This is a genomic window from Lyngbya sp. PCC 8106, from assembly GCF_000169095.1.
Classification (GTDB): domain Bacteria; phylum Cyanobacteriota; class Cyanobacteriia; order Cyanobacteriales; family Microcoleaceae; genus Capilliphycus.
The window spans coordinates 190,640-203,444 of sequence record NZ_AAVU01000003.1 but is presented as its reverse complement, the minus strand read 5'-3'; the positions used below and the strand labels follow the sequence as shown (position 1 = coordinate 203,444).

At 41.5% G+C, this 12,805-nt stretch carries 9 protein-coding genes; 3 read left to right on the top strand and 6 right to left on the bottom strand.

The genetic code is table 11. The annotated features are described in order from the left end of the window. Positions 1–67: 67 nt before the first annotated feature. Complete coding sequence (hemL, locus tag L8106_RS03340; protein ID WP_009782780.1) at positions 68–1,366, bottom strand: glutamate-1-semialdehyde 2,1-aminomutase; 1,299 nt, start codon at positions 1,364–1,366, stop codon at positions 68–70. Positions 1,367–1,582: 216 nt separating this feature from the next. On the opposite strand from hemL, the gene hisE reads away from it, so the two are divergent. From hisE to L8106_RS03325, 3 genes are all read left to right on the top strand, one after another. After that, positions 1,583–2,179 carry a phosphoribosyl-ATP diphosphatase gene (hisE, locus tag L8106_RS03335; RefSeq protein ID WP_009782779.1) on the top strand — a complete coding sequence of 199 codons (597 nt, stop codon included), beginning with the start codon at positions 1,583–1,585 and terminating at the stop codon, positions 2,177–2,179. Between the two features lie 97 nt (positions 2,180–2,276). Next, positions 2,277–2,546 (top strand): hypothetical protein, encoded by a 270-nt coding sequence (locus tag L8106_RS03330; RefSeq protein WP_009782778.1) that lies wholly within the window; start codon positions 2,277–2,279, stop codon positions 2,544–2,546. A gap of 132 nt (positions 2,547–2,678) precedes the next feature. After that, positions 2,679–3,248 (top strand): ATP-binding protein, encoded by a 570-nt coding sequence (locus tag L8106_RS03325; RefSeq protein WP_009782777.1) that lies wholly within the window; start codon positions 2,679–2,681, stop codon positions 3,246–3,248. A gap of 158 nt (positions 3,249–3,406) precedes the next feature. Here the strand turns inward: L8106_RS03325 and L8106_RS03320 are convergent, their stop codons facing one another. From L8106_RS03320 to L8106_RS29300, 5 genes are all read right to left on the bottom strand, one after another. After that, complete coding sequence (locus L8106_RS03320; protein WP_009782775.1) at positions 3,407–5,359, bottom strand: response regulator; 1,953 nt, start codon at positions 5,357–5,359, stop codon at positions 3,407–3,409. Positions 5,360–5,579: 220 nt separating this feature from the next. After that, positions 5,580–7,073, bottom strand: coding sequence for an ATP-binding protein (locus L8106_RS03315; RefSeq protein ID WP_009782774.1), 1,494 nt, complete (start codon positions 7,071–7,073; stop codon positions 5,580–5,582). 96 nt (positions 7,074–7,169) lie between these two features. Continuing rightward, complete coding sequence (locus L8106_RS03310; RefSeq protein WP_009782773.1) at positions 7,170–7,622, bottom strand: response regulator; 453 nt, start codon at positions 7,620–7,622, stop codon at positions 7,170–7,172. A 253-nt stretch (positions 7,623–7,875) separates the two neighbouring features. Then, positions 7,876–8,601: a Crp/Fnr family transcriptional regulator gene (locus L8106_RS03305; protein WP_009782772.1), complete on the bottom strand. Its 726-nt coding sequence runs from the start codon at positions 8,599–8,601 to the stop codon at positions 7,876–7,878. A 114-nt stretch (positions 8,602–8,715) separates the two neighbouring features. After that, on the bottom strand, positions 8,716–12,654 hold the full coding sequence (locus tag L8106_RS29300; protein ID WP_050779063.1) for a PAS domain S-box protein: 3,939 nt from the start codon (positions 12,652–12,654) through the stop codon (positions 8,716–8,718). Positions 12,655–12,805: the final 151 nt, after the last annotated feature.

Sequence of the window (12,805 nt, the reverse complement as noted above, 5' to 3'; positions counted from 1 at the left end):
AATATTTCTTATACCCCAAAAACCCGGCTTCTCAAAGAAACCAGGTTTTTATTCCCCACTCAACAGTTTAGAGATTTGACATCACTTCTTTCGCCGCCGCTAACGTCTTGTCAATGTCAGCATCTGTGTGAGCAATTGAAGTAAACCCCGCCTCAAACTGCGACGGTGCCAGGTAAATGCCATGTTCGAGCATTCCCCGATGGAAACGACTAAACTTCGTTAAGTCCGACTTCTTGGCATCTTCATAATTATGAACCGGGCCAGAAGTAAAGAACAGCCCAAACATTCCACTGACTTGACCGCCACAAACCTCGTGACCCGTTTCTTGTGCAATTTGCAGCAACCCATCGGATAATCTCTTAGTGATGTTGTCGAGATATTCGTAAGTTCCCGGCTTTTGCAACAATTCTAGGGTTTTAATTCCGGCCGTCATCGCTAACGGATTTCCCGACAACGTACCCGCTTGATACATTGGGCCTGCTGGTGCCACCATCGCCATAATATCCCGACGTCCGCCATAGGCCCCTACAGGTAAACCGCCCCCAATAATTTTACCCAACGTGGTTAAGTCTGGCGTGACCCCGAAGTGTTCCTGAGCGCCACCGTAAGAAATCCGGAATCCCGTCATCACTTCATCAAACACCAACAAAGCGTCATTTTCTTGGGTGAGTAGCCGCAACCCCTCCAAAAAGCCCGCATCTGGAACAATAAAACCAGAGTTGCCGACAACGGGTTCTAGGATGATTCCTGCAATTTCACCCGGATTCTCCGCAAACAGCTTTTTCACGGCTTCTAGGTCGTTGTAGGGGGCGTTAAGCGTATTTACAGTCACAGACTTAGGAACACCCGGAGAGTCCGGTAAACCCAGAGTTGCTACCCCAGAACCCGCTTTCACCAAGAACATATCGGCGTGACCGTGATAACAGCCCTCAAATTTGATGATTTTATCGCGTCCGGTAAAGGCTCTCATCAAGCGTAAAACCGACATACAAGCTTCGGTTCCTGAGTTGACAAACCGCACCATTTCGATGCTAGGAACGGCTTCAATTACCATCTCCGCCAACACATTTTCTAAGACGCAAGGCGCCCCAAAACTGGTGCCATTATCTAAGGCGGCTTTTAAGGCGGAAATCACTTCCGGGTGAGCATGACCACAAATCGCCGGCCCCCAAGTCCCAACATAGTCAATGTATTCGTTACTATCGATATCCCAAATATGAGATCCGAGTACGCGATCAAAGACAATCGGTTGTCCACCGACTGATTTAAACGCCCGTACCGGAGAACTAACGCCCCCTGGCATCAGCTTTTGAGCGTTGTTAAAAATTTCTTCTGACTTTGTTGTTCTCAATGGAGTTGTTACCACTGTGTATATCTCCTTAAATGCTGGTGTTCAAGTTTTGTAAATGCAACGATTACAATTTTGAGGATAATCCTAAATCACAGGTTTGAGGATAATCCTAAATCACAGGAAGAAAAGACGGGGTTTCAGACCCAAAATTTCGATGAAACATCCACAGGATTGCACCGCAAAATGATATTTTATACAGGTTAGGTGTTCTTCGTTACACTCGCTCAACTTATGTCTGCCTCAAAACCCCTTTCACTGAGCCAGTTGATCCCAATTGATAAAATTCGTTACAACGAACAAGGATTGATCCCCGCCATTATCCAAGAGGGTTTGGAGGGTCGAGTCTTAACGCTTGTCTGGATGAGTTCTGACTCTTTACACAAGACTTGGGAAGATCAACGAGTTTATAATTGTCAAGGATCTGTTGTTGAACTTGGGTCGGATCTACTGATTACCGGATGGCGATATGACCCGGCTTGTCAATCTTTATTAATTTTAGTTGAATGTGGATCTATTGCAGAACCCCAAAATGAGTTTGCTCAAGTCTCGAGTAATCTTTTGTCGGAGGTTTTTGAGGTGATTTGCGATCGCCGAGATCATCCTCAAGAAGATTCCTACACTTGTAAGTTGTTGGCTGGGGGAGATAATAAAATTCTGAAAAAAATTGGAGAAGAATCGGCAGAAGTGGTGATGGCGTGCAAGGATGATGATACTGAGGCGATCGCTTCGGAAGTGGCTGATTTGTTTTATCACACTTTGGTTGCTATTGCTTATCATCGAGCTGATCTGCGTCAGGTTTACCGCAAGTTAGCTGAACGTCGTCGATAGTTTTTGATGGGTTTTCGGTGTTGGGAGTGTTGATCTACGGTTTGTCAACGGTTTATGTCATTGTTGAATTGCTAACCTTGCATCAAGGAATTTTGAGATGATCAATGAGATCCCAGAATCTCGCATTGTGCGAATGACGATTTGCTATATTAATGGGGAATCGGATTGTTTTGAGTTTGATTCTCCCCAAGAGGAAAAGGCACTGTTAGCCAGTCACATTCAACGGGTTTTAAACTCGAAAGAGTTAATGTTGGAAATTGGCGATCGCTTGTTAGTGATTCCGATGCAAAATGTACAAAAAATAGAATTGTCTCCAGTTCCTTTAAAATTACCGGATATTGCTATTCGCAATGTTCGCGCGTGTTAATTAAAATGACTCAGAAAAATTTATGCTTTTAACGATTCAACAGTTAGTACAGAAAACTCAAACAGTATAAGTCTTGACTCTGGTTTGTAAAGCGTTCCCGCCAGATACTTGTAACACTCCTAATACCTGATTATGAATAATCTCAATTGGTCTAATATTGATGAACTTCCCGAAAACGGTTGGGGTCTGAAAATCCTCTTTCCACTTGCAGATGAGTTAACTTATAATCGGACTCCCGATAACAATCAAAACTGCTTAAGACTGGTTAAAAATTATGATTCAACCTCAGAAGAATTATCTTCTCAAAATCAAGAAACCTCTCCTTTAAACCGCTTCATTGAACCTGTAAATAAATTCAAAAATCTCTTTTTTTCTCCATCCCCAAACCCAAAAAACCTACAGAAAACTAGACAACAAATCATCTTACAAGTTAACAGCGATATCGCCGTCTTAGAAGATGTTTTAGCCTGGTATCAACAGTTAGAAAATCAACCCATTCCTAAACCGATTTGGTGGCAATGTCAAATTGCTTTAGCTGAGGGATTTACAAATGCCGTGAATCATGCTCATAAAAATCTCCCTTGCACAACTCCTATTCATCTCCAAGTTACTGTCTTTAACGAATCTCTTGAAATTTGTATTTGGGATTACGGCCCACCCTTTGATTTGAAAGCACAATTCAATAACAGTTCACAAAATTGAAAGACAGAAATCAAGGGAAAAATCCAGCAATAAACAGAGGAATAAATAAAAGGGCAACAATAATCGCCACCACGGTTACTGGATCAATCTCTCGTTTTTTTTCTCGCTTTTGTTTCGGCTCTTTCATCATTTTTAACTTCAATAAATTACTCTGAAAATTATTGAGTCTTGACACTACTCAATTGGGAAACAGCTTTCAGTAACGCTGTAATATCAAGAGGTTTGGCTAAGTGCATCTGAAATCCAGCCTTGATCGCTTGCTGTCGATCTTCTTCTTTTGTATAAGCAGTTAGCGCCAAAGCCGGAATATTACCCCCTTTGTCTTTCGGTAAAGAACGCACTCTTTTTAGCAAACTATATCCATTTTCATCCGGCATTCCAATATCACTAATGATAACATCTGGCGTAAATTCTTTCAAAATTTCCCAAGCTTCTTGACCCGAACTTGCTTCACTCACCTTTGCACCTTGTTGTTCGAGTACCAACCTAATTAATTCTCGGGCATCAGCTTGATCTTCGACAACCATGATATTAAGATCTTGTAAGTTAAACTCATTATTTATAGGTTTATCTATCTGATCCTGATCAAATTGAATCGGCCGAATCGGCAACATAACGATAAAAACACTCCCCTTTCCTTTCCCCTCACTTTCAACATCAATCGTACCGCCATGCAGTTCGACTAAATGACGAGAAATCGCTAAACCTAATCCTAAACCACCTTGAGATCGCGTTGTGGAAGCATCCGCTTGACGAAAATATTCAAACACATAAGGGAGGAAATTTGGCTCAATCCCAATTCCCGAATCAATCACTTTAATTTGAGCGTAGGAGTCCTCAACTTTATTGAGTTTAATTGTTACTGAACCCTCTTTCGGAGTAAATTTAATTGCATTTGAGAATAGGTTCCAAAAGACTTGTTGAAGTCGATTTCCATCCCCAGAAATGATGTTTATCCGATGATCGAGAATCAGTTCTATTGCTATCGATTTCGCCTCTGCTGCGGGGCGTACAGTGTCAACTGTTGTTTGAATCAGTTCAACGAGATTAACTGAATTAATATTCAAATTCAGTTGACCGCGACTAATCCGAGAAATATCAAGCAAATCTTCTATTAATTGCGTTTGTATAGAAGCATTCCGTTCGATCACTTCTAACGCTTGTTCAAGAGTAGTTTGGTTGAGTTTCCCCCGTTGAATTAATGTAATCCATCCTAAAATCGAATTGAGAGGCGTTCGTAACTCATGGGAAAGAACAGCTAAAAATTCATCTTTAATCCGGTTAGCGGCTTCGGCTTCGGCTCTAGCAGATTGTTCTCGTTGGAGGAGGTTAAAACGTTCGGCTTCAATGCGTTTCCGAGTCGTAATATCAACGGCAGTCATCACGACACCACAAACATTTCCTTCTGCATTGTGGAGGGGCGCGAGGGAAATACTAATCTCGATTAAATCATTATTTTTTCCCCGATGTTGAAATTCATAATTAGTCCGTGTATAATTTTGTAGAGCCTGTTGAAATAACCGATTAAACTGTTCATCCTCTTCAGGAGGAATTAGAGGTAACAGTTGATCTATAACTTCCTGAGATTGCCAACCATAAATCCGTTCTGCGGCAATATTCCAGGTAATAACTTTCTTCTCTAAATTTAGGGTAATAATCGCCACAGGTGAAGCATCGACAATGGCTTTGAGTAAATCATCGGTTTGACGCAATGCTTCCTCAACTCGCAGGCGTTCTTGTCGTTCTTGACTTTCTCGCAATGCTCGTTTTACAGAGGGAACTAACCGCTCTAAACGCTGTTTTAAAACATAATCAGTCGCCCCTTGTTTGAGCGCTTCAATTGCTCGTTCTTCTCCCAACATTCCCGATACCATAATAAACGGGACTTCCGGACAAATTTGTTGAGCAATTTCTAGCGCTGCAATGCCGTCAAAACTGGGCAATACATAGTCTGATAGTATTAAATCAGGGAATAAAGTTTTCAAAACCTCCTCAAATTCAGAGCATCGATTAACACAAGTAAATTCGGCTTCAATACCGCCCTTGATCAAGAGAGTTTGAATTAACTCTCTATCGACTAGATCATCTTCTAAGAGGAGGATTTTTAGCATTTTTATAGGAGAGAGGAGTTGAACGAATGAGGGATTATATAAAGTATATGTTAGAAGTTTGCGATCTAAATAACTTCTCTAAAAAAAATCATACTATAAGCTCTTAATCATAGTCTCTATCTTAAGGTATAAATCAACCAATATCTGCTGCTTCTAGAATTGTTAAACTATTCTCTGTTAAACGTTAAATTGACAACTGAAATCCATCGATAGATATTTTCTAAACCTGGGGTTTGTCTTGAGGTAAACTGAAGTAAAAGGTAGCACCTTGATCGGGGTTTCCTTCCGCCCAAACACGGCCATTGTGACGATGAATAATTCGGCGCGTATTCGCCAGTCCAATCCCTGTACCCTCAAATTCTTGAGCATTTTCAAGTCGTTGGAAGATCCCAAACAATCGATTGACATAGTTCATCTCAAAGCCAATCCCATTATCTTTAACCCAAAAAACACTTTCTTGATCATTAAAAATACTCCCAATTTCTATTTCTGCTTTTTGTCTTTTGCTGGTATATTTTACCGCATTTTCAATCAAATTTTGCCAAACCTGTTGAAGTAAATGACGATCCCCATTTATCGTCGGTAATGACTCAATTTTCCAGATAATTTTTCTGTTTTTAAATTGAGACTCTATTTGTTGTTTGATTGATTCAACTAACGACTTCATCTCAACTGTACTGTAGTGCATTTCTGCCCGTCCTGTACGGGAAAAAAGCAACAAATCATCGATCATTTTGCCGGAACGCTCGGTTAAAGTCGTAATCGTATTTAAGTAATGCAGAACGGTTTCATCTGTTGTAATCTCGGTCAGTTGTTGTTTGAGTAAACTCACAAAACCATCAATCTGACGAATCGGCGATCGCAAATCATGAGAGACAGAAAAAGCAAATGTTTCTAACTCTTTGTTAACATTTTCTAAACGAATTGTTCGTTCTTTTACCCGTTGTTCTAAGGTTCTATTGAGTTCTTTGATTTGAGCAGAGTATTGTTTTTGTTCGGTAATGTCATCAATTAATCCATCAATCACAATTTTGCCATTTTGTTTGACAAGAGTTTCACTAATTCTTACCCAAATTTTCTTTTGGTTAGGACACATTAATTCAGTTTGCCATTCCCATTGCTCTTGTCTGTTGCGATCAGCAGTCGCTATTTGCTCTTTGAAAAACCGTTGAGCATCCTCAAAAGAACTTAATCCTAAAAGCTTATAAAAACCCTCAGAAGCTTCCAAAAGTTTTCCGTCTACCGTTGCTCGAAATACTCCAACATTTAACTCATTTAGTAAAAATTGTAGGCGAAGTTCGAGTTGAGCCGCTCTTTGACGCGCTTGGGCATTTTCCCAAACGGTACGAACCGCCTGAGACAGCCGAATAAAGTGTTTGGGAGATTTCAACACATAGTCATCCAAACCCGCTTTCATCGCTTCTACGGCGATTTCTTGCGTCCCGGAATTGGTAAACATCACAATTGGACGTTCAGGATCATGCTCTTTAACTGCCCGTAAAATATCCAATCCTGTTGTCCAATTTAGCTCATAGTCGGTAATCACGAAATCAAATTGATCGGCTTCTAAGGCTTCGTAAAACTCCGCCAAAGTGGGGACTTCGTGGATCTCCACATCAGGAAACTGTCGTTGGATTTCTCGAATCGCCAGCAGACGATCATCCGGGCTATCATCAACCAACAAAATTCGTTGCAGCAATTGCTCCGCAGTCATTTTTGGATTAGATCAAGATAACTTTTACATTTTAGGACAAAAATTCAAATCAAGGCGACTCAATCAACATAATTCTACATTCATAATTTAGTGATTTTAAACTCTCACTGACGGATATTGATTTAATTTTAGCCAATAAGCATCTATGACTTCGATCATCTTTGCTAAAGACTCAAATTTTACGGGTTTAACGAGATAAGAATTCACACCAATATCATAAGCTTTGTCCACATCAAGACTTTCTCTAGAGGATGTTAAAACTACAACAGGAATGCGTTTCAAATGCTTTTGTGTCCTGATCCATTCCAAGACTTCCAATCCCGAACGACGAGGCAACTTCAAGTCCAGCAGAATCAAAGCCGGTAAAGGATAGACATCACGATTGACATATTCGTTGTCTCCATTGAGATAACAGATTGCCTGATCACCATCTTTGACAATACGGATAGGATTGTTTAAATTAGCTTGACGAAAAGCTCGTTGGACAAACAGGATATCATTAGAATCATCTTCTACTAAAAGTATACCGTAATCGTTAAAATCCATCATTGAACTCTATTCCAAATATTAATTTTGAGCCATCACTAATTCGGTTAATGCTCGTCCCTTCCTTCAGTTTAGAGAACAAGCTAACTAAGCACCGATGGGATCACTGTACGAGTTGATGAAGAAAAACACCATAGATAGTTTTCAGTATCCCATACTTCGATTAAAACATATGTACGCTACCGTACCTATTAAAATCTTCATAAAATTTACTCAAAAAATAGTCCTCTAAAACGACTTCCGTTGTCATCACTTTCTAAAGACTTTCTACAAAATTGAATAGACGATTGTATTCTCGTCGGACAATTTCATAACATTCACAAGTCGCCCCTTCTAAAGCCATTCGATCCAAAATCGTGATTTTGCCACGATTATACTGGATTATCCCCGCTTGCTGTAAAGTTCCGGCTGCCACCGTCACGCTAGCCCGACGAACACCTAGCATACTAGACAGAAAATCTTGAGTAAGCTGCAACTGCTCAGAACCCGTAAAATCTTGAGACTGCAACAGCCAGCGAGCGAGTCGTTCTTCAGTCGGATGAAAACGGTTACAAGCGGCAGTTTGAGTGACCTGAGCGAGAAACACCTGAGTATAAACTAACAATAATCGCTGGAAAAAACCACCCTGATCAAATTCATTTTTCAGGAGAATCGCATTCATTTGGAGGGCTTTTCCTGGACTCTGGACAATAGCGCGAGTATGACTTTGAACTCCACCCAAATAAACAGGATAACCCAGCATCCCATCATTTCCCACAATTCCCACCTCAACGGTAGAACCATCTTCCATAATAGAAACCAGAGAAATCATCGCTTCGGTTGGAAAATAAACCGTTTCTATTTTTTCTTGGGGTTCATGGAGAATTTGTCCTAAAGAGAGGGAAACTTCGATTAAATCGGGAGCAATTCGTTGAAAATCTGCTTCTGATAATGCAGCGAGAAGACGGTTCCCCAGAGGAGAACGACTGGTCGAGATATCCATGATCACCCTAGTTTGAGATTTTGAATCAAATACTATTGTTATTGATCATTTGAAGTGGAAGTTCTTCTGGATTTAATCACAGATCGATAGTATTTTACCTCTCGTATAGGAATATTATACAGACTCGGCGCGAATCAGTTCAATCCAAAACCGACTTCCTTGATTCTGATTTGACTGTACACCAAACCGTCCACCCATGCGTTCAACCCCCCGCTTGACAATCGCCAATCCAATTCCCGTCCCCGGATAGGATTCAATCCCGTGTAATCGTTCAAACGCCTCGAAAATTCTCTTTTGATGTTGAGGTGAGATCCCAATTCCGTTATCCTCGATCCACAGTCGTACCCATCGAGTCCCTGAGTGGTGAGTGTTAATCTCAACAGGACTAACCTGTTGTTTTTCAGCTTTGATCGAGACAATCGGTAAAACACCCGGTTGAACAAATTTAATCGCATTAGACAGGAGATTGGCAAGCACTTGCTTTAAAACATTACGTTGTGCTTTGACAATCGGTAGAGAAGGATCTATAAAAATCTGGGCTTGCTTTATTTCTATATCGGGTTTAAGGTCATTGAGAACGGCTTCGACAACAACCGCCAAACTAATGTTCTGTAACTTAATTTCGGTTCGTCCCAAACGACTATAAGCCAATAAATCCTGAATCAGTTGATCAAGGCGTTCGGCAGAAGCCCCCATGCGGTTAATATATTCTTGTCCCAACTGATCGAGTGTATGGCCGTAGTCTTCGATCAGAACCTGAGAAAAGCCCTGAATCGCCCGCAAAGGAGCGCGTAGATCATGGGCGACAGAGTAGGAAAAAGCTTCCATCTCTTGGTTAACATCTTGCAACTGTTGGGTTCGTTCTTGCACTCGTTGTTCGAGCGTTTTGTTGAGTTCGTAGATTTCTTCTTCGGTTTGCTTGCGGGTAATCGCTTCGGCTAACAAATTGGCGATCGCTTGGAGAAAGTTAACATCATCTGGGTTAAAGTTGTGTTTCTGAGTCGAATGAATCCCTAAAATCCCGAAAGGTTGATCAGAATCTCTCCCCTCAATAATGGTACTCATCCCACTAATCACTCGATGTTCCTGTAACAGAGATGGGCCACTAAAGCGGGATTCTGTCGTCAGATCTTCTACGATCACAGGTTCATGGACTCGCAATGTAAAACCCGCCTGAGAATCGTGATCCGTTCCCACTATCGCTTTACCCACCAAACCCTCACGCCATCCGACTCCTGAGCGTAACAGTAAGCGTTCACCCCCCGGAAGCAACTCTAACACCTTACAATATTCAACCCCCAAACTCTCTGCCACCCATTGAGTCGTCTGATCAAAAAGTGTCGTTAACGAGCATCCTGACAACGCCACCTGACCCAGTTGAGTGATGAGCGCTTGTTGTCTGAGGCGATTAGCCAGAGACACTTCAGCCTGTTTACGTTCTGTGATATCTGTCGCCATTGATATAACCAATCGTCTGTGATCCCAAATCTGACCCAAAGGAGCGGAGCTAAAGTTCCAGATGCGAGTCGTTTCGTCTTTTGTTTGAACTTCAAATTCTCCCTCATCAACTCGATGATTGATCCTATAAAGTTGATTAATTGCCTCTAAAACTACATTCTGACGTTCGCCATAAACTCGCTCTGTCCAATCCTCAATTGTGGGAATTTCTTTGGCTGTATAACCAGTGATTTCTGTAATAGTATTACTGATTTGAAGAATTTTGCCATCTTCCGCATGAATGATAATTGGAAAAGGGGCTTCAATTACAGCTTTTCGGAATCGTTCTTCACTCGCTTGTAAAGCTATTTCGGCTTGTTTGCGTTCACGAAGTGCAGCTTGCTGTTCGCTAATTTCGACAATCACGGCGCCGATTGCCATAATTTGATTATCTTGTCTCAAAAGTGGAAAATAAGACCCTTGCCAATAGCGAGTTACACCCGGATGCTTAGGGGTTTCTCCTGAGAATTCAACATTAAAAATGGGTTCACTGGTTTCTAAAACGTGTTGATAAATAGGATTGAGTTGGGGAGCAAGATTGGGGAAAATATCGTTAATAGTATACCCTAAAGTGGCTTCGACTGAAACTCCATTCATCTCAGCGAGCGCTTGATTGAGTTGTATAAACCGCAGTTGCTGGTCAAGTATAACCATCCCCACCGTCGAACCTTCAAAGAAACTTTCTAAAAGCTGTTTTTGCTGAAACAATTCCCGTTGAACAGCTTGGCGGTGATGAACTTCTTCTCGTAATAGAGCATTCGTTGCAGCGAGTTCTGCGGTGCGGTTTTGTACCTGATTTTCCAGGTTTTGATTGAGTTGTCGCAGTTGGTGTTCAGTTTGTCGCAGTTGGGTAATATCCCGAGAAATCGTTAAGACAGATTGCACAGAACTATCAGGTGCAAATTCGGGTACAACTAAAGCCTGATATGTTTTAACTTCATTTTTATTAATGACTTCAAATTCATCAATTTTTATCTGACCCGTTTGAAAAACTGTTTCTAGAGAAGTTTCCCACATCTGAGAAATATCCTCGCGATATGCTAACTCTCGGGGAGTTTTGCCTCGATAAACAGTTGAGGGAATGCCCGATTGTTGCGTACAGGCTGGATTTGTATAAAGATAGCGATAGGCGCGATCATGGCGAGTGATGGTATCGGGTATGTTTTCCGCTAATGCTCTAAATTCTTCTTCTCGACGTCGCAACAGAGTATTAACTTCTTGAAGTTTTTGGTTGAGTTGTTGTAGTTCCTTTTCTTTTTGTTTGAGGGGAGTAATATCTCGCCCTTCTGGAATCAAAAGTGAAACGTTTCCCTGTTGATCTCGGATTGGTTTAATCGAAAAATCGATCATTGCAACTGTGTCTCCAGCCCCCTTTACTTCCACCTCATAGCGAACAAATTCCCCGGAAGCTGCGGTAGCAACGGCTTGTTTTAACTGCTCTTGGGCTGGGGTTGACGGATGCCACCAGTGGGTTTCCCAGAGGGGTTTACCAATCACATCAGTCGGGGTTAAGCCCCCAAATTCTAGGGCGGTTTGATTCGCATCAATTAAGATACCGTCGGGTTGCAATAAGCCAATAAATTGATAAGTTTGATCAAAAATTGCCCGAAAGCGACGTTCACTATTAATCAGACGGTTTTGAATCTGTTGGCGATGACTATCAATGCGGTTGAGGGTTTTGGCATTGCGCCAGACAATTGCAACAAAGATGACAATACCCAATACACTCCGCAAGGCAAAAATGGATTCGGGAGTGAGTTGAAATTTTTTGTAGAGGACAAGGACAAATAAGCCGATAATTAACGGCAATATCGCCAGTAGGGGAATTAAACGTCGAGCCATGATACCCCCAGCATCGCTGCTCGTCACTTCCTGCATCCAGGCTTGGTCAGCACAGGCGAACAAAATCCCCAAAGATATTAGCATGAAGCAAATCGCGGTATGGATTGCCATGCCTGTGAGTGAACCAACACTATAAAATGGATTGATCGCGTAGAGGTGTCCTGTGAAGCCCAGCAGGGCGATCAAAAACATAAATAGACTCAACAGTTGGGCGGGATACCAACGACGACCAGCCAGTAGGATTAAAGCTGATCCTGATAACATAAAGTTAACCGCAGTATTGGGAGCCATACGCCCTTTGACGACGGCATCAACTGCATCCGGTGGGGTGGGAAATAAAAGTTCATCTATATGAAAATTCAGGTCAAAGCTATACTCGATCAGCGTGAATAAACTCAGGACGATTATTAAAACAGAACCAATATTAATAAAAAATGTTAATGTTCGCTGCAATTTTGGATTGCTCAAACGCTGTTGACGATGCCATAATCCCAAAACTGTACCACTAACAATAAATCCCAGGGCTGTATTGGGCTTCATTGTTACCCGTTCCGGTAGGATACTTGTCAGGATGTCGATGTCTAAAGCCCAGCCGATGAGGACAACACACCCCGTTATTAAAACAATCAGGCTACTATACATCGAAAGCGATCGCAGCAATTGTAATAATTTTCGGGAGTTTGATGTTTCTAGGGTGGAAGCATGAGCAATCATTGTTTAATCTAGATTGAGGTAACTTACTTTTTATGATGTCAAGGAATTGTCTTTTTGTCTGTTCACTGACTTGTTTTTAGCGGATTATTGACTAATATCATTCTTTAGGTTGAATTTGTTCAGGGGGGTGAGGGAGATGTCAACGAAGCAA